The sequence below is a fragment of the Terrabacter sp. C0L_2 genome (assembly GCF_036352015.1).
Classification (GTDB): domain Bacteria; phylum Actinomycetota; class Actinomycetes; order Actinomycetales; family Dermatophilaceae; genus Terrabacter; species Terrabacter tumescens.
Map to the genome: position 1 here is coordinate 698,654 of NZ_CP143557.1, position 16,196 is coordinate 714,849.

At 73.0% G+C, this 16,196-nt stretch carries 21 protein-coding genes; 13 read left to right on the top strand and 8 right to left on the bottom strand.

The features are described 5' to 3' along the window. Positions 1 to 57 precede the first annotated feature (57 nt). Positions 58 to 609 carry an SRPBCC domain-containing protein gene (locus tag U5C87_RS03280; RefSeq protein WP_330475217.1) on the top strand — a complete coding sequence of 184 codons (552 nt, stop codon included), beginning with the start codon at positions 58 to 60 and terminating at the stop codon, positions 607 to 609. Beyond that, the gene (locus U5C87_RS03285; protein ID WP_330475218.1) at positions 606 to 1,637 is read left to right on the top strand and encodes an NAD-dependent epimerase/dehydratase family protein; all 1,032 of its coding nucleotides are present in this window, start codon (positions 606 to 608) and stop codon (positions 1,635 to 1,637) included. The genes U5C87_RS03280 and U5C87_RS03285 overlap by 4 nt, the downstream gene beginning before the upstream one ends. 67 nt (positions 1,638 to 1,704) lie before the next feature. Here the strand turns inward: U5C87_RS03285 and U5C87_RS03290 are convergent, their stop codons facing one another. Then, positions 1,705 to 2,457: an SDR family NAD(P)-dependent oxidoreductase gene (locus tag U5C87_RS03290; protein WP_330475219.1), complete on the bottom strand. Its 753-nt coding sequence runs from the start codon at positions 2,455 to 2,457 to the stop codon at positions 1,705 to 1,707. A gap of 315 nt (positions 2,458 to 2,772) precedes the next feature. Between U5C87_RS03290 and U5C87_RS03295 the strand changes: the two genes are divergently transcribed. From U5C87_RS03295 to U5C87_RS03320, 6 genes are all read left to right on the top strand, one after another. Continuing rightward, positions 2,773 to 3,144: an antitoxin gene (locus tag U5C87_RS03295; protein WP_330475220.1), complete on the top strand. Its 372-nt coding sequence runs from the start codon at positions 2,773 to 2,775 to the stop codon at positions 3,142 to 3,144. Positions 3,145 to 3,437: 293 nt separating this feature from the next. Next, a complete protein-coding gene (locus U5C87_RS03300; protein WP_030198437.1) occupies positions 3,438 to 3,986 on the top strand; it encodes a DoxX family membrane protein in 549 nt (182 codons plus the stop codon). Positions 3,987 to 4,101: 115 nt separating this feature from the next. After that, on the top strand, positions 4,102 to 4,545 hold the full coding sequence (locus tag U5C87_RS03305; protein WP_052358538.1) for a hypothetical protein: 444 nt from the start codon (positions 4,102 to 4,104) through the stop codon (positions 4,543 to 4,545). 122 nt (positions 4,546 to 4,667) lie between these two features. Beyond that, on the top strand, positions 4,668 to 5,387 hold the full coding sequence (locus U5C87_RS03310) for a dienelactone hydrolase family protein (protein WP_330475221.1): 720 nt from the start codon (positions 4,668 to 4,670) through the stop codon (positions 5,385 to 5,387). A 112-nt stretch (positions 5,388 to 5,499) separates the two neighbouring features. Beyond that, positions 5,500 to 5,841: a YciI family protein gene (locus U5C87_RS03315; protein WP_330475222.1), complete on the top strand. Its 342-nt coding sequence runs from the start codon at positions 5,500 to 5,502 to the stop codon at positions 5,839 to 5,841. A gap of 165 nt (positions 5,842 to 6,006) precedes the next feature. After that, on the top strand, positions 6,007 to 6,453 hold the full coding sequence (locus U5C87_RS03320; protein WP_330475223.1) for a hypothetical protein: 447 nt from the start codon (positions 6,007 to 6,009) through the stop codon (positions 6,451 to 6,453). 35 nt (positions 6,454 to 6,488) lie between these two features. Here the strand turns inward: U5C87_RS03320 and U5C87_RS03325 are convergent, their stop codons facing one another. After that, on the bottom strand, positions 6,489 to 6,947 hold the full coding sequence (locus U5C87_RS03325) for a MarR family winged helix-turn-helix transcriptional regulator (protein WP_330475224.1): 459 nt from the start codon (positions 6,945 to 6,947) through the stop codon (positions 6,489 to 6,491). Between the two features lie 60 nt (positions 6,948 to 7,007). Here U5C87_RS03325 and U5C87_RS03330 point away from each other — a divergent pair, with 60 nt between their 5' ends. Beyond that, positions 7,008 to 7,376, top strand: coding sequence for a VOC family protein (locus U5C87_RS03330; RefSeq protein WP_330475225.1), 369 nt, complete (start codon positions 7,008 to 7,010; stop codon positions 7,374 to 7,376). 12 nt (positions 7,377 to 7,388) lie between these two features. On the opposite strand, the gene U5C87_RS03335 is transcribed toward U5C87_RS03330, so the two are convergent. From U5C87_RS03335 to U5C87_RS03360, 6 genes are all read right to left on the bottom strand, one after another. Continuing rightward, complete coding sequence (locus U5C87_RS03335) at positions 7,389 to 8,183, bottom strand: phosphodiesterase (protein ID WP_330475226.1); 795 nt, start codon at positions 8,181 to 8,183, stop codon at positions 7,389 to 7,391. Between the two features lie 193 nt (positions 8,184 to 8,376). Beyond that, a complete protein-coding gene (idi, locus tag U5C87_RS03340) occupies positions 8,377 to 9,054 on the bottom strand; it encodes an isopentenyl-diphosphate Delta-isomerase (RefSeq protein WP_330475227.1) in 678 nt (225 codons plus the stop codon). Next, the gene (locus tag U5C87_RS03345; protein WP_330475228.1) at positions 9,051 to 10,121 is read right to left on the bottom strand and encodes an NAD(P)/FAD-dependent oxidoreductase; all 1,071 of its coding nucleotides are present in this window, start codon (positions 10,119 to 10,121) and stop codon (positions 9,051 to 9,053) included. Before U5C87_RS03345 ends, idi begins: the two co-directional genes overlap by 4 nt. Beyond that, positions 10,118 to 10,669 (bottom strand): isoprenylcysteine carboxyl methyltransferase family protein, encoded by a 552-nt coding sequence (locus tag U5C87_RS03350; RefSeq protein WP_330475229.1) that lies wholly within the window; start codon positions 10,667 to 10,669, stop codon positions 10,118 to 10,120. The genes U5C87_RS03345 and U5C87_RS03350 overlap by 4 nt, the downstream gene beginning before the upstream one ends. A gap of 7 nt (positions 10,670 to 10,676) precedes the next feature. Further along, positions 10,677 to 11,747, bottom strand: a complete 1,071-nt coding sequence (locus tag U5C87_RS03355) for a type III polyketide synthase (RefSeq protein ID WP_330475230.1) — start codon at positions 11,745 to 11,747, stop codon at positions 10,677 to 10,679. An 82-nt stretch (positions 11,748 to 11,829) separates the two neighbouring features. Further along, complete coding sequence (locus U5C87_RS03360; RefSeq protein ID WP_330475231.1) at positions 11,830 to 12,645, bottom strand: UbiA family prenyltransferase; 816 nt, start codon at positions 12,643 to 12,645, stop codon at positions 11,830 to 11,832. Between the two features lie 123 nt (positions 12,646 to 12,768). On the opposite strand from U5C87_RS03360, the gene U5C87_RS03365 reads away from it, so the two are divergent. From U5C87_RS03365 to U5C87_RS03380, 4 genes are read left to right on the top strand one after another with little or no spacing between them, the layout of a single operon-like run. Next, positions 12,769 to 14,064, top strand: a complete 1,296-nt coding sequence (locus tag U5C87_RS03365; RefSeq protein WP_330475232.1) for a hypothetical protein — start codon at positions 12,769 to 12,771, stop codon at positions 14,062 to 14,064. Next, positions 14,064 to 14,522: a hypothetical protein gene (locus tag U5C87_RS03370; RefSeq protein ID WP_330475233.1), complete on the top strand. Its 459-nt coding sequence runs from the start codon at positions 14,064 to 14,066 to the stop codon at positions 14,520 to 14,522. Before U5C87_RS03365 ends, U5C87_RS03370 begins: the two co-directional genes overlap by 1 nt. 11 nt (positions 14,523 to 14,533) lie before the next feature. Beyond that, a complete protein-coding gene (locus U5C87_RS03375) occupies positions 14,534 to 15,235 on the top strand; it encodes a hypothetical protein (protein ID WP_330475234.1) in 702 nt (233 codons plus the stop codon). Further along, positions 15,232 to 16,191 carry a hypothetical protein gene (locus U5C87_RS03380; protein ID WP_330475235.1) on the top strand — a complete coding sequence of 320 codons (960 nt, stop codon included), beginning with the start codon at positions 15,232 to 15,234 and terminating at the stop codon, positions 16,189 to 16,191. The genes U5C87_RS03375 and U5C87_RS03380 overlap by 4 nt, the downstream gene beginning before the upstream one ends. Positions 16,192 to 16,196: the final 5 nt, after the last annotated feature.

The window sequence follows — 16,196 nt, forward strand, 5'->3', positions numbered from 1 at the left end:
GTTGAACCAGGCGCCGCCCGTCACCGACCGGGCGGCGCGCCGACGGAAGGACACGCGATGAGACTCGGTCACGAGCAGGAGCTCGACGCACCGCAGGGCGTGGTCTGGGCCAACTTCATGGACCTGCACCGGATCGGCCGCTCCTTCCCCGGTGCCAAGGTGACCGAGGTCGACGGTGACGACTTCGTCGGCGAGATCAAGGCCAAGCTAGGGCCGCTGTCGATGTACTTCGACGGCACCGGCTCGATGGTCGAGCGCGACGAGGACCGCGGCCGGGCGCGACTGACGGCCACGGGCCAGGAGCGGCACGGCCTCGGCCGGGCCACCATCGACATCACCCTGACGCTGCACCCGGTCGCCAAGGACGAGCGCACCCGGGCCCACCTCGTGACCGACCTCGTCTTCCTCGGCTTCCCGATGGACTTCGGCACCGGCCTCGTCCAGCGCGCCTCCGACCCGCTCATCGAGCGCTTCCTCACGCTCATGGCCGTGCCGGGGCCGGTCCCGGACGCGGCGGCCGACGACGACGGCTCCCTCGACCTCATCCGGTCCGCCACCGACCTGTTCGGCTCCTTCCGGCGCGATCGCCGCGAGCGCAAACGACGATGAGGGTCGCAGTCGTCGGCGCGAGCGGCTACGTCGGGTCGCGCCTCGTGCCGGAGCTGCTCCGACGCGGCCACGAGGTCGTGGCCACGCACCACAGGAGCCCGTCGACGGCATACCCATGGTCCGGCGACGTCGAGTGGCGACGCGTCGACGTGCAGGACGAGGAGCGCGTCCTCGAGGCCCTGCACGGGGTCGACGCGATCTGCTACCTCGTGCACGGGCTCGACGACGCGGACTTCATGCGGCTCGACCGACAGGCGGCCGACAACGTCGCGTATGCCGCGGGCGTCGTGGGCGCGTCGCGGCTCGTCTACTTCTCGGGCATCGTGCCCGACCTGCCCGACGACGAGCTGTCGGACCACCTGCTCTCCAGGCTGGAGGTCGAGGAGATCCTCGCGACGGCGGACTGCTCGGTGCTGACGCTGCGCGCGTCGATGGTCGTCGGCGCCGGGTCGACGAGCTTCGAGGTGATGCGCCAGATGTCCACGCGGCTCGGCGTCGTGCAGACGGTCCCGGCGTGGATGGGCAGCTCGGTCATCCAGCCGGTCGCCGTCGCCGACGCAGTGTGGTTCCTCGCCGAGGCGCTCGAGCGGCCCGACGTGACGGGACACCTCGACGTCGTGGGACCGGACCGGCTCAGCTACGTCTCGCTGCTGAGGACGTATGCCGCCCGCGCCCGCCTGCTGCGCGTGCAGCTGCCCGTGTGGCTGGCCCCCGTCGAGACGGTCGCGCGCGTGGCGGGCGCGCTCGTCGACGTGCCGAGCGGGACGGTGCAGTCGCTGATCCCGAGCCTGGGCCACGACATGGTCGGCGACCGCGACGCGGCCGACGTGCTCGGGGAGCCTCCCGGAGGGCGGCTCGCGGTGGGTGAGGCCGTGTCGCGGTCGCTCGCCACGACCCGGGCCGGCGACGGGGCCCCGGACGGCGCGGCGCTCGACGGCGACCCGCAGGCTCCGTCGGTCGGCGACCCGACGTGGGCCCGTCACCGGTCGGTCCTCGACTGGGTGTGGTCGACCGCCCGCGGCCGGTAGCCGCAGGCGGTCCTTCCCCGGGCCCGGTCCCGTCACACCGCCGCGACCGTGCGGGGGCGCCCAGGGGTCAGCGGGCGATGTAGCCGCCGTCGATGTAGAGCTCGAGACCGGTGACGAAGGTCGCGTCGTCGCTCACGAGGTAGGCGACGCCCGCCGCGACCTCCTCGGGGCGGCCCAGGCGTCCCATCGGGGTGAGGTCGATCATCGCCTGCTCGAACGGCGTGCCACGGGCCCCGTCGAGGATGGGGGTGTCGATGAACCCGGGGTGGATCGAGTTGACCCGCACGCCGTCGGTCGCCCAGTGCAGGGCGACGTTCTTCGTCAGGGTCCGGACCGCACCCTTGGCCGCGTGGTAGGCGGGCGACGTGCCGAAGCCGCCGCTCGTGCCGAAGATCGAGCTGATGTTGACGACCGCTCCGTGGCCCGAGGCCTTGAGGTGCACCGCGGCGGTCCTCATGCCGAGGAAGACACCGGTCTGGTCGATCGCGACGGTGCGCTCCCAGTCGGCGACGCTCGTGTCCTCGATCGGGGCGAGGTCGCCCATGCCGGCGTTGTTGACGAGGATGTCGAGCGAGCCGAACTCCTCGACCGCCTTGGCGACCGCCGCCTCCCAGTCCGCCTCGCTCGTCACGTCGTGCCGGAGGAAGTCGACGCGAGCGCCCGCGGCCCGCAGCTCCTCGGCCGTCGTCGCCCCCAGCGACTCGTTGACGTCGGTCAGCAGGACGGCCGCCCCCTCGTCCGCGAGCCGTCGTGCCGTGGCCTTGCCGATGCCACTCGCCGCGCCCGTCACGAGCGCCACCCGTCCTTCGAGCCGCTTCATGGTGATCACTCCAGTTCAGTTGTGGGCCAGCGCTCCTGCATCCACCTCCAGTCTCGTCCGATCGCCCCTCCACCGCAGTCCTTCAGGTCACAGTGAGCCCGACGTGACGCACCAGACACGGCCCGCGACACGGCCTGCACGCATCCCATGACATCCCGGACATCTCGGCTGACGGGGGCCCGTGCGGTCCCTCTGCTCAGGGTCGTTCGGGGTCGAAATCGGGGTCGACCCCGGTTGCGGCGGGAGGGCACCGGGTATGACTGTGGAAGCAGTGAGCCCGACGTGGGTCGGGCCAGTGCGAGACGAGGAGACACCGTGTCATTCGGTGAGCAGCTGAAGCACAAGGCGGACGAGGTCCACTTCCAGGAGAAGGCCAAGGACTTCGGTGACGCCGTCGTCGAGATGGCCAAGACCGTCATGTCCGCCGCTGCCGGCTACGCCCAGGAGAACCGGGGCAAGGTCGACGGCGCCCTCGACAAGGCCGAGGCCAAGATCGAGGAGAAGACCGGCGGCAAGCACGCCGACACCGTGACCAAGGTTCGTTCCTCGGTCGACAAGGGCATCGACAAGCTCGTCGAGCAGAACAGCAGCAGCAAGGCGGCTCCTCCCACCCCAGCCGCCTCTGCCGTGCCCGACGACAAGCACAGTGCCTTCGACGAGGAATCCCCCGCCGGCAACCCCACCTGAGCCGGCACCCTCAAGGACCGTATGCCGCCGACCCCCTCGGCGGCATACGGCTGTCTGGTCCCGGGTCGCGTCCTGGTCGCCCGCGGCCCCGCACTCGCAATGACACGACCTGCCCTCCTCGTGAATCGGCTTGCCTGTCAAGCGAATTGATGGACTGAGCAATCGTGCCGGATTTGCCCGTGTAGGTCGGCGTTTGGTCTAGGTAGGCCGACTCAAAGTCGGTGGCGGTGGGTATTTCCGGGGGTCATCCTGCTTCTGAGGTCTCGACAGTTCGACCTCAAGGAGCAACCACCATGTCCCAGCTCGTCATCGACCACCCCGGCCAGCAGACCGACCGTCAGTCCTCGACCGGCGGCACCACGGGCCTGCGCCACACCGCGACCCGGTCGCTCACCGGCGCCGTCGACCGCCTCCAGGCGTTCCTCGTCGCCTACAGCCTCCAGGTCCTGCGGGTCTGCCTCGGCCTCGTCTTCCTCGGCTTCGGCGTCATCAAGTTCGTCCCGGGCCTCAGCCCGGCCGAGGCCATCGCCTCCGCGACCATCGACCGGCTCACCTTCGGGCTCGTCTCGGGTCACACGGCGGTGCTGCTCACGGCCGTCACCGAGACCGTCATCGGCCTGACGCTCGTCACCGGCAAGTTCCTGCGCGTCGGCATCGTCGTCCTCGGCGGCGCCCTCATCGGGATCATGTCGCCGCTCGCGCTCTTCACGGCCGAGCTCTTCCCGCACGGCCCGACCCTGATGGGCCAGTACGTCCTCAAGGACATCGTCCTCGCCGCGTCGGCCCTGGTCGTCGCCGCCTACGCCCTCGGAGCCCGGCTCCACACCGGCTCCGACGACTGAGCAAACACCTCCCGGCGAGCGCCGCTGGGTGCACCCTGAGAGTGACGGGGCACCCAGCGGCGCTGTCCGTCCGGTCACCTCACCACCCAGACCGAGCAAGAGAAGGAGTCAGCCGATGACCACGCTGACCGTCCGGCCGATCGCGCCGGGCCCGCACCTCGTCGACGTCCCGACCGACTACCGGCCGCACGTCCGGGGCCGCCGCGGCGAGCCGCACCGCTTCCCAGCCGCAACCTACCTGTGCCGCAGCGTCGCCCGTGAGGAGCGCGCCCTCGCCCAGGACGCGCTCGACGCCGTCGACCGGACCGCCACGCGCCGCATCGGCGGGCTCGGTGCCGTCGTCGCCCTGCTCTTCGCCGCCGCCCTCTTCCTCCTCGCCACGGGCCGCGCCGACACCCGGTCGGGGGTCGTCACGCTCGCCACCCTCGGCGCCCTGGCCGTCGTCGCGATCGTCTCCCTCGTCGCGGTGCTGCGCAGCCACGAGCGCGAGCACGACGTCCTCGCCGAGCGGGTGCGGATGTACGACGCGCGCCTGCTCGAGCTGCGTCCGCGACGCTGACCACGCAGGGGCGTTGCACCGGCACCCACCCCGGGCACACGGCATACGCCATCCGTCGACGACGGCCGGGACACGCCGCGCTCACGCGGTCGCGGTCCCGGCCGTCTCGACATACTGGCGACATGACCGAACACGTGACGATCACGACCGATGCCGGCGAGATGCCCGCCCACCTCTGGCTCCCTCCGACCGGTCACGGGCCGGGGATCGTCGTGCTGCAGGAGATCTTCGGCGTCAGCGACTACGTACAGCGCCGTGCCGCCCAGCTCGCCGAGCAGGGCTACGTCGTCGTCGCGCCCGAGATCTTCTGGCGCCTCGGGGTCACCTCGCCGGTCGCGGGCGACGACGCGCTCCAGCAGGGCATGGGCCTGGTCCAGCGCCTCGACTGGGACGCCGCCGTCGGCGACGCCGCCGCGACGGTGCAGTGGCTCCGCGACCGCGACGAGGTGACGGCGGGCGTCGGCGTCCTGGGCTTCTGCTTCGGCGGTGGCCTCGGCTTCGCCGTCGCGGCCCACCTCGAGTCGGGCGACGCTGACGACACCGCGCCGCTCGACGCGCTCGTGAGCTACTACGGCTCGGCGCTGCCCGGCCTCCACGAGGACCTCACCGTGACCGCCCCGAGCCTGCACCACTTCGGGCTCGCCGACTCCTTCATCGACACCGACACGGTGCGCCGGATCGAGGCGTCGCTGACCCGGCAGCCCGCGACCGTCGTCGAGACGTATGCCGGCGCCGACCACGCGTTCGACAACGACGACATGCCGTGGCACGACCCCGCCTCCTCGACCCTCGCCTGGTCGACGACCGTCCAGTTCCTGCGCGAGCGGCTGCCCGTCGCCTGAACCTGTCGAAGGTTCTTCGCCCGTCCGTGTCGAGTCGGTCCGCGACCGATCGACGTGGGGATGGACCGGCACCACGCCGGGCCCGACACCCTCTCGAACCAGGAGCACTCCCATGACGCAGTTCCTTCTCTCCGTCCACCACCGCGAGGGCGACGCGATGCCGTCGGCCGACGAGATGCAGCAGATGTACACCTCCGTCGACGCCTTCAACACCAAGCTCCAGCAGACCGGCGCGTGGGTCCTCGCCGGCGGCCTCACCGACGTCAGCCAGGCCAAGGTGGTCGATGCGTCGGCCGGCGCGGTCACGGACGGGCCGTTCAGCGAGGCCCGCGAGTGGCTCGGCGGCTTCTGGATCATCGAGGCGGCCGACCTCGACGCCGCGCTCGCCCTGGCCCACGAGGGCTCGGCCGCCTGCCACGGGCCGGTCGAGGTGCGAGCGCTGCAGGAGGAGTGAGCCGGAGGCCCGTCGATTTCGGCGGGTTCGTGGCGGTCCGCGGGCCTGCAGGTGTGTCGGGACCACACGCCACGCCCGGTCACCGGGTGGGCGCGAGGCGCAACGGGTATGGCCCAGTGGGCTGTTCTTGCAGTGCCGACCGCTGATCGATCAAGAGGAGAGCCCGTGGAGCTGCACCAGGTCGAGGCGGTGGCACCCGGCCTCGCCGCGCGGATCGCGGGTGCCGAACCTGGGCGCGCCCGCACGTTCGCCTTTCGCGTCGCGCGCCTCGCGTGCTCCGTGACGGACGTCCACGACGCCAGCGCCCTCGAGGTGGCCAAGGGCGGCCTGGAGCGCTATCCCGAGATCGACGAGCTCGTGCACCTGTGGGAGCTCGAGCGCGAGCTCGACGCCGCCTGCGAGAGCCAGCTCGAGGACCGGTCCCCGGACTCCGCACCGACGCTGGGCAACCTCCAGATGCCCTCGGAGTGCGTCGAGGCCCGGGCCGTCGCCGCGGTCATCGCGGCACTGTCGCCGGACGCGCGCGAGGCGGCGCGGGGCGCGACGTACGAGGCCCTGGCGGCCGGCTGCGACGGCACCGCGCTCGAGGCCCTGGCCGACCAGATCTTCTGACCCGGCACGGGGACTCGGCTTCGCGTCGCGCGCGGTCAGGCGTCGTCGACGACCCGGCGCAGTGAGCTGACCATGCTCCGCAGGATCCGCTGGGCGACGTCCTGCTCGGCCTCGGTGAGGCCCGAGAGCATCCTGAGCTCGACGGAGCGCACGGCGGCCGTCGCCTCGTCCAGGCTCTTCCTGCCCCGCGGCGTGAGCCGCGTGGGGAGGGCCTTGCCGACCGGGGCCTGCGCCGGCCTGGTGACGTAGCCGTCCCGCTCGAGGGCCTGGAGCAGTACGTTCATCGACTGCCGCGTCACGAAAGCACCTCGCGCGAGCTCCGAGTTCGACAGGCCCGGTCTCTGGGCCAGCAGCTCGAGGCAGGAGTAGTGCGTCACGGTCATGCCCAGGGGGCGCAGCACCTCCTCCATGGAGGAGCGAAGGGCACTGGACGCCTCTTTGAGGAGGTAGCCCAGCGACGTCTCGAGATCGATGCCGACGCGATCTTGACTCATGTCAGGATTCTGACATAGCGTGCTGCGTGTCAGATAACTGACACGAAAGGAATGGTCATCATGTCCGTCACCGGTCCCGACTTCATCTCGCTCCAGGTGCGCGACCTCGCGGCCTCGCAGGCGTTCTACGAGCGGCACCTCGGTCTCGTGCGCTCGCAGGCCGGCCCGCCGCACGCCGTCGTCTTCGAGACGACGCCGATCGCGTTCGCACTCCGCGACGTCGTGCCGGGCACCGACCTCGACTCCGTCGCGCAGCCCGGCCTCGGCGTCGCGGTCTGGTTGCACGCCACGGACGTCCAGGCGATCCACGACGCCCTCGTCGCGGACGGGCGCACCATCGTCTCCGCCCCGGTCGACGGCCCGTTCGGGCGCACCTTCACCTTCGCCGACCCCGACGGCTACCAGGTCACCCTCCACGACCGCGCCTGACCTGACGGAAGGTCAGCCGGCTGCGGCCCGCGGCGGCTCCGGCATGGTCGGCTCCGGCATGATCTGCTCGGGTGTGGCCGGCTCGCGCCCGCCGGAGTGGTGCGTCAGGCGTGAGAGCCGGCGGGACCAGCGGTAGGCGGGCTCACGCACCGCCACGACCCAGGCGGGCGCGGTGGTGCCGTCGAGCTCGTCGACGATCGGGTCGAAGCGCATCGCGGCGTCGAACCGCTCCTGGCGCAGCTGCAGCAGGCCCACGACGTCCCAGCCACCGCGGTCCACGGCCACGGCCAGCTCGAACTCCTGCGGCTCGGGCTCGTCGTCGACCGGGCGCACGAGCAGCGCCAGGGTGTGCGCTCCGGCCCTCGTCGGCAGCAGCGTGGTCAGCGACCGCCCGGCGGCACGGCGCACCGGGCGAAGGAGGTGCCGCGTGAGCCGCCCCGTGCCGGTGGTCGCGAAGAGCAGGTCGGCAGGCCGACCCCGGGCGCCGGCACCGGGGAGGCGCAGGGCGAGCCCACCGATGTCCCACCAGCCGGTCGGCGTCCCCACGGCGCGGGACACGCGGACCGTGCACGCGTGCACGCCCCGGTCGTGCAGGAGCGGCACCCCGAGGCCGGGGCGCGGGGCGTCGATGCGCAGGTCGGCGGACCACGTGCGCCCGACGGCGTGGAGCGGTTTGCGTCCGGTCAGCCAGGCGACGAGCCCGAGCCCCGATGCGAGCGCGACCCCGGCGACCCGGGCCGGCGGCAGGGGCAGGTGCGGGGCGACCGGGCGGGCTGCGGCATCACGCGTGGTGGAGGAGCTGGTCACCCCTCCCACCTACCCATCGGACGGCAGAAGCAGCGCTCGTCAGGCGCGTCCGCGGGGACGTTTTGCTCGATCGAGCGGTGCGGGGCGCTCACTCGACTGGGCGGGGCGCGCACCCGTGGGGCGGGGCGCTCAATCGACTGGGACGGGGCGCTCACTCGACTGGGGCGGGGCGCGCACCCGTGGGGCGGGGCGCTCACTCGAGTGGGGCGGGGCGCTCACTCGACTCGGTGGTCATGGCGGCCGGGAGGTCGGCCGGGTCTGCGGCCGGCCAACGTGCAGGGTCGGCGCCGAGCGCGGTCAGCTCGGCCACCTGCTCGAGGCACCACGTCGACACCTGCCGCCGACCCGCGAGCACGTCCGCGGCGAACCGCTCCCACGGCACCCACCGGGCGTCCTCGACCTCGGTCGGTTCGGGGCGGGGCGGCGGGGCCGTCCCCCTGACCCGACCCGTGAGCACGGGGCACAGCTCCCACTCGACGACGCCGTCCATCTCGGCCCGGTAGGAGAACCGGGGCAGGACGAGCCGCAGGTCGTGCACGTCGAGGCCGAGCTCGTCCCGGGCACGGCGGCGCACCGCGTCCTCGACTGCCTCGCCGGGCGCCGGGTGCCCGCACGCCGAGTTGGTCCACACGCCCGGGAAGGTGGCCTTGCCGAGCGCACGCTGCGTCACGAGCAGCCCGCCCTCGTCGTCGAAGAGGTAGACGGAGAAGGCGAGGTGGAGCGGGGTGTCGGGGCCGTGCACCGTCGCCTTGGGCGCCGTGCCCACGGCCTCGCCGTCCGCCGAGACGAGGACGACGAGCTCCTCGTCCTGCCCGATGCCGGCACCCGCGCCCAGAGCCGCACCCGTTCCCGCGCCCGTGCCGCCGGTCATCGCCCGGGCCTCGCGAGCTCGTTGACGGCGCTCCGGAAGACCGGCGGGAGCGTGGCGGCGGCAGGCACGAGCAGCCGACGGGACCACGCCGGGCGCGTGACCTGGACGAGCCCGTGGGTCAGCAGCGAGTAGCGCCTGGTGGCGGCGCGCCACGACCGCTCGTAGGACTGGGGGTCGTCGGCTGCGATGGCCGTGACCGCCGCCCGGGCGTGGGCGAGCCCGAGGGAGATGCCCTCCCCCGTCAGCGCATCGACGTAGCCGCTCGCGTCGCCGGCGAGCAGGACCCGCCCCGCGACGCGGTGCGTCGTCCGCTGCCGCAACGGTCCTGCGCCGCGCACCGACGTGACGACCGGTGCCCCGTCGAGCCGCTCGCGCAGCTGCGGGAACTCGGCGAGGCTCTCCGACAAGGGGATTCGCTGCTTGCTGAGCACGGCGACGCCGACGAGGTCGTTGGCCACGGGTGTCACGTAGGCCTCCCCGTGAGCGGCCCAGTGCACCTCGACGTGGTCGCTCCACGGGCGTATGCCGTAGTGCTGGCGCAGTCCGTAGCGGCGCAGCGGGCGCGTGGTGGCGGCGTGGTCGCGGTCGAGCCCCAGCGACGTGCGCGTCGGCGAGTGGAGCCCGTCGGCGGCGACCACCCAGGGAGCGGTCAGGGTCGGTCCGGCGCCGGACGCTCCGCCAGTGCGCACCGTGACGGCGTCGTCGTCCTGCGTGACCTCGGACCCGCCGAACGGCACCACCTCGATGCCGGCGTCGGCCACGGCTCGGGCCAGGGCGTCGTGCAGGGTCGTGCGCCGGACACCGCGGCCCCGCCCGCCGGTGAAGTCGGCCTCGGCCTGGCGCCCCCGGGCGAGGTAGCGGATGCCGCGCAGGTCGTGGCCGGGCGGGTCGACGCCGAGGTCGGTGAGCGCCAGGAGCCCACCGGGCATGAGCCCCTCGCCGCACGCCTTGTCGATCGTCCCGGCCCGCGGCTCGAGGACGACGGGAGACAGGCCCGAGCGCACGGCATACAACGCCGTGGCGAGCCCGACGGGACCTCCGCCGATGACGACGACGTCGGCGCTCACGAGGTGGCCTTGGTGGGCGCGCCTGCGGGAGAGGCGATCTCGCGCAGGGCGGCGTTCTCGACCCGGATGCGCACGGTGAGCAGCACGGCGTTGGCGACGGTGAAGACGAGCGCCGTCACCCACGCGTCGTGCACGAGCGGCAGGGCGAGGCCCTCGACGACGACGGCGACGTAGTTCGGGTGCGGGATGACGCCGTAGGGGCCGCGGCGCACGAGGGAGAGGCCGGGCACGACGATGACCCGGGTGTTCCACTGGTTGCCGAGGGTCGTGATGCACCACCAGCGCAGCGCCTGGCTGGCGACGACCAGGGCGAGCATGAGCCAGCCCATCGCGGGCACGAAGGGCCGGTCGGCCAGCCACACCTCCCCGACCGCGCCGACGAGCAGCCCCGTGTGGAGCACGACCATGACGGGGTAGTGCGACTGCCCGCGCTCCACCCCACCGCGCGAGAAGGCCCACGCCGCATGGCGTTTGGACACGACGAGCTCGGCGACGCGCTCGAGACCGACGAGCAGGACCAGTCCGGTGAAGAGCCACTGCGAGACCATGGGCGCCTCAGTCGGCCGCGCGGAGCAGGACGAGCTCGAGGCAGAAGCCGGGGCCCATCGCCATGAGCACGCCCCACGAGCCGGGCTCGGGCGTGTGGTCGGCGAGGGTGTCGGCGAGCACGTGGAGCACGGACGCGGAGCTGAGGTTGCCGATGCGGTCGAGCGAGCGCCACGTGACGCCGAGCGCCTCGCGGTCGACCTCGAGGGCCTCCTCCATGGCTTCGAGCACCTTGGGGCCACCGGGGTGGGCGACCCACCAGCCGATGTCGGCGCGGGTCAGGCCCTGGTCGGCGAGGAAGCCGTCGACGTCGCCGCGCACGTTGGCCCGCACGAGGTCGGGCACCTCGGCGCCGAGGACGATGCGCAGGCCGGTGGCGCCGACGTCCCAGCCCATGGCGCGCTCGGTCTCCGGGTAGAGGCGGCTGCGGGTGGCGACGACGCGCGGCTGGCCGGGCGCGAGGGCTGCGGCGCGGTCGGCGCCGACCATGACGACGGCCGCGGCGCCGTCACCGAAGAGCCCGCTGGCGACGAGGTTGGCGACCGACCGGTCGTCGCGCTGGACCGTGAGGCTGCACAGCTCGACGGAGAGCAGCACGGCGACGTCGTCGGGGTGGCCGAGCAGGTAGTCGTGGACCCGCGCGACGCCGGCAGCTCCTGCCACGCAGCCGAGCCCGACGAGCGGGATGCGCTTCACGTCGTCGCGCAGGCCGATCTCGGCCGCGACCCGCGCCTCGATCGACGGGACGGCGAGCCCGGTGATCGTCGTCGACATGACGAGATCGACGTCCCGCGGGCTGAGACCGGCGGCGGCGAGCGCCTTGGTGACGGCGTGCGAGCCGAGCTCGGTGGCGACGCGGATGAACTCGTCGTTGGCCGCGCCGAAGTCCGCGAGCTGCCAGTAGCGCTCGAGCGGGAGGGCGAGGTGTCGCTGGCTGACGCCGGCGTTGGCGTGGAAGCGCTCGAGCAGCGCCCGGTCGGACCCGACCGAGCCGAGCACGTCGGCGAAGGCCGCGGTGACGTCGGCCTGGGCGTAGGTGTGCTCTGGGAGGACTCCCCGGACGGCCGCAAGGTGGCTCACCCTGCACACCCTAGGCCGACCATGGAGGGGTGACGTCATGACGCTGGACAGCCGGCGCCCTCCGACGCGACCGTCGCTCGGCTCAGGGGCGGACGACGAGGGCCACGACGTTGACGAGCGCGATGCCGACCGCCGCCATGAACGGGAGCCGGCCGCGCCCCAGCACCGCGACGCCGGCGAGCACCGCACACACCCCCAGGAGCAGCAGACCCGCCGCGTCGATGCCGGGTCCGGCAGCGGCCACCACGGTCCCGGCGAGAAGCACGGCGGGCGCGAGCCACCGCACGGTCCGACCACCCAGCCGCTGCGGCAGGCCGTGCACGCCGGTGGCCTCGTCGTCGGCGAGGTCGGGCAGGGCGTTGAGCAGGTGGGCGCCCACCCCGAGGAGCGCCCCGGTCACCATGACCCAGGGCGCCGGCCACACCGGCTCCGGCAGCGCGAGCGTGACGACGGCGGGCAGCGCGGCGAAGGCGACGGCATACGGCAGCGGGGAGAGCACGGACCGCTTGAACCACACGTTGTAGGCCCAGCCCGACGCCACGCCGAGCAGGAGGTGCACGAGGCCGGAGGCGACGCCGCACGCCAGCGACATGACGCTGGTGGCCACGAGGGCAGCCACCGTGGCAGCGCGCACCGTCCGCTCGGGCACGGCGCCCCGCGCGATCGGCTTGTCCGCGCGCCCGACGGCCCGGTCCCGGGCGGCGTCGAGCAGGTCGTTGCTCCAGCCGATGGACAGCTGACCCGTGAGCACCGCTGCAGTCACGAGCAGCCCGCGGGACGGCGTGTGCCCGCCCGACGCCGCGAGCAGCCCGGTGAGGACGGTGACGGCGACGGTGGGGCCGGGATGGCACGCGAGCGCGAGACCCTGCAGCGTCGCTCTCCCTCGCCCGACCGGCACGCGCCGAGCCTACGGCGCGAATCCCCCGTTTCCCGACAGGCCCCCACGGCCCGGCGCTAGCCTGAGGAGTCGGCGTGACGACCGTGCGCCGGATCCGCGGAACCGAAGCAGTCGGGGCTGCCGATGCGTGACTACCCCTACGCGTTCCACGTCGCCCTCGACGGGAACGGGCTGAACGGCCTCGAGGGTAGGGCCGGCGTGTGCCTGTTCCGCTACGACCCCGTGACCGGCGACCACTCCTACAAGGTCAGCTACTTCCACGGCGCGTCCGGCGGCCACGCCCCGAGCGTCGACCCGAGCCGGCGAATCGGCTTCCTGGGCAACACCGGCCAGCACCTGCTCTTCTACGACCTCGCCACCCTCGAGGAGGTCGACCGGGTCTCGACGCTGCGCTTCGAGGTGCCCGACACGACCATCAAGGGCAGCACCCACCTCGTGTGGCTCGACGACACGACGTTCGTCACCGCGATCGGCGAGCACCTGTGGACCTTCGACGTCAACCGGCTCACCAAGGCCGAGGTCCTCGCGCCGCACGGGCTCAAGGTGCCGCACGCGATGAAACGCACCGCGTCGGGCCGCTACGTCGTCTACGGCGGCATGGATCACCCGTCGCGCGGCGAGGCCCGCGAGGTCGGCATCCTCGACACCGTCTCGGGTGAGGTCCGCACGGTGACGCTCCCGACGACGTGCTGGCACGTCGTGTGCCACCCGGTCCTCGACGTCTTCTACGCCGTGTCCTTCCGGGTGCACCCCGCCGACCGGACCGACTACGCGCACTGGGGCATGGCCTGGCTGAGGCAGTATGCGTTCGAGATCGACGCCGAGCACGGCCAGGTGCTGCGCCACTGGGTCGCCGACCGCGACGTGCCCGCGCACATCAACTCGGACGTGACCATCTCGGACAGCGAGCTCATCTTCTGCACCGGGGGCAGCCACACCGTCGTCCTCGTCGACCTCGAGACGATGACCCACCACCGCCTCGTCGACGAGCACCCGGGCGCCCTCGAGTCCTGGGCCTACCCGCGCCAGTCGCTCAACACGCTCGCCGAGGCCTTCATGCGGGCCAACGTCGCGAGCAACGCCAACCTCTTCGCCGAGTCGTTCCGGGTGAGCCGGGGCTCGCTCATCGACGGCATCTACGCGTGCCAGCTCTCGGCCGACCAGACTCTGCTCTTCACGGCCAACCGGGGGCAGAACCACATCAGCGTCTACGACTACCCGTCGCTCGAGCTGCGCGACCGCATCGTCATGCCGGAGCTCGGCGAGATCGACCCCGGCCTGTCGGACTGGGCCGACCCCCGGCTCGGCTTCCACCACTCCTACCTCGTCAGCCCCGAGGCACCTCTCGCATCACCGCCCGACGCACGTCCCGACCCACCGCCCGACCCACCGCGCACCGTCCAGTCAGGAGAGCACTGATGGCCACCTACTCGATCGACACCGCGCTGAGCGGCAGCGTGGGCAGCGACGTCACGGCCGACGTCACGAGCCAGCTCGCCGGTCTCGACGACATGAAGCTGACCCTCGCGGGCGACAACACGGTGCACACCGACTCGAAGGTCGCGCTCGCTCCGGTGACGACGACCGTCGACTCGACCTCGAAGCTCGACTCGACCGCCAAGCTGGACTCGACCTCGGCCGTCGACACCACCTCGAAGATCGACTCGGCGTCGGTCGTCGACCTGAAGCCCGTCGCCGTCGACTCGTGCGTGCGTCTCGAGCTCGCCCCACCGCCGCCGACCGAGGTGTCGACCCCCTACGAGCAGCAGTGGAGCTGGTCGGTGCTCGGGCTCGAGGTCTTCGCCGTCACGGTGCGCGGCCGCACGTCGACGCACGTGCGCCCCGTCCCCAACGGCCCCGTCGTCATCGACCTGTAGGGGACGCCGCCATGCCGACCCCACGGCGCAAGCCGGCCACCGCCAAGGCCGCCTCGTCACCCGCCCGCCCGTCCCGGCGGCGACCGCCCGGGGCGGAGCCGGACGACGCGATCGTGCTCGCCGGGCCTCCGGGGCGGCTCACGACCACGGTGACCGTCGAGAACGTCTCGGCGGAAAGGCTCGTCGTCCGACGCCCCACGCTGCACCTCGGTGGTGAGGCCGTCACGGGCGCGGCGAGCGCCATCATCCCGCGGGGCCACACGGTCGAGGTCCCGGTCGTCGTGCCCCTGCCCGCCAGCACGCCACCGGGTCGGCACGAGGCCGAGATGGAGCTCGGCGGGGTGCGCCGTCCCGTCGTGGTCGACGTGGCGCCCCACCTCGCGCTGGAGGTGAGTCCCCGCCGCGTCCTCGCCGGCGAGGGCAGCCAGGACGTGACCCTCGTCGTCACCAACACGGGCAACGTGCGTATGCCGCTTGCTGCACTCGCGATGGCCCGCACCGACGACGGTGGCCCGGACCCGGGCCCCGACGTCGTCCTCACCCTCGACGCCCCCGCGGTCGTCGAGCCCGGCCGAACCGTCACCCTTGCCGCCCGGCTCGAGGTCCCGCCCGGCCTCGACCCCGCCCGGCGACACACCGCTGCCGTCCCCGTCGGCATCGCCGACCTGGACGTCGTCATCCTTCCGCGAGACCGATCGGAGTCGAAGTCATGAGCACCTCCACGCCAGACCTGTTCACCTCGTTGCGGACCGGCTGGGTCGACGCCGTCCAGCAGTGGACCGACGCCTCGCAGTCTCTCTGGGACGAGATGACCGCGCCCTTCATGGGCAGCAGCAGCGCGGGGTCCGGTTCGCCGTGGCCGGCCTGGGGGCAGCCGCGCTCCCGGCCCGCCCACGAGCACGGTGGCTACGACCACGGAGCCCATCACCACGACCATGACCACCACGCGCACCATGACCACGGCCACCACACCGGACCTGACGACTGTTGCTGCGGGACGGACCGGCACGGCTGTGGCTGTGGCTGTAGTGGTGGATGCGGGTGCGGCGACCACGGGCATGACCACCACGACCACCACCACGACCACGACCACGACCACGACCACGGTCATGACCACCACGGCTCGGCGTGCGGCTGCCGGGACGCCTGCGACTGCTGCGTGCCCGACGCGGACGTCGTGGTCCGCACGCGCGTCGGCGAACGGCGGATCATCCCGCTGGCCCTGCACAACGCCTGGCGCCGCGAGCGCCCGGTCACGCTGGCGGTGGGCCCCTGGCACGTGGGCACCGACACCGACCTCGCCGTCGTCGCGGTGCTCGAGGAGGAGCAGCTCACCCTCGCGCCGTGCGAGGACCGCATCGTGCGGCTCGTCATCGGCGTCACGACCACCGCCGGCCAGGGCGGTGACGGCGGAGACGGGCAAGGTGGCCCGGGTGGCGGCAAGGGCTCCGAGGCCGCCGGTCCGGGCCAGAAGGAGGGCTCCCACGTCGGGCTCGACACCCACGTGGGGATGGGCCAGGGCCGCCTGCCGGGCGACCTCGACGCGTGCGCGTGCGCCTACGCCGACGTGCGCTTCGAGGGGTGCTCCCGTCCACTGCGCGTGGCCGTCGTCGTGAGCCCGTCGCGGTGCGACCCGGTGCAGGCCGGCTGCGACTGCGGCTGCTGCTGAGGAGG